This is a genomic window from Vibrio sp. 10N.222.55.C6 (assembly GCF_041473395.1).
Taxonomy (GTDB): domain Bacteria; phylum Pseudomonadota; class Gammaproteobacteria; order Enterobacterales; family Vibrionaceae; genus Vibrio; species Vibrio crassostreae_C.
Genome location: NZ_JBFRSD010001275.1, coordinates 1 through 437 on the forward strand (window position 1 = coordinate 1; position 437 = coordinate 437).

Annotated in this window: 1 protein-coding gene; it reads left to right on the forward strand. The window is 49.2% G+C overall.

Going from position 1 to position 437, the window contains the following annotated elements:
- A partial coding sequence (locus AB4486_RS28515) for a carboxypeptidase regulatory-like domain-containing protein (RefSeq protein WP_372120195.1) occupies positions 1–437 on the forward strand: 437 nt, incomplete at both ends.

Consider the following 437-nt stretch of genomic DNA (forward strand, 5'->3'; position numbering starts at 1 on the left):
ATACACCATTACTCAAGAAGAGCTCCTACAATTCGCGACTGACATCGAAGACGATGACATGACCGCAATTATCGGAGAGCAGGGCGATGAAACAACCGTAACCGGTACAGTGTTGGATGCTGAAACTGGCAATCCAATCGCAGGTGCGGATGTTACGCTAACCGACAACGCAGGTCATTCTTACACGGCGGAGACGGATCAATCCGGTAACTACTCTGTGAGCGGTCCAGTTGTTGACCAAGGTACCGTTACGATTGAACAAGAAGGCTCAATTACTAGCAGCTTCCTAGTTCCAGCAGGCGAAGATACCAATGGTGGCGTGACTGCAATATCTGAAGTCCTTGAAGAAACAGATATGCGTATCGTGGTCACATGGGGTGACAGTCCACGTGATATGGACAACCACCTATGGCTCTACGATACAGAGAATGGCAGTG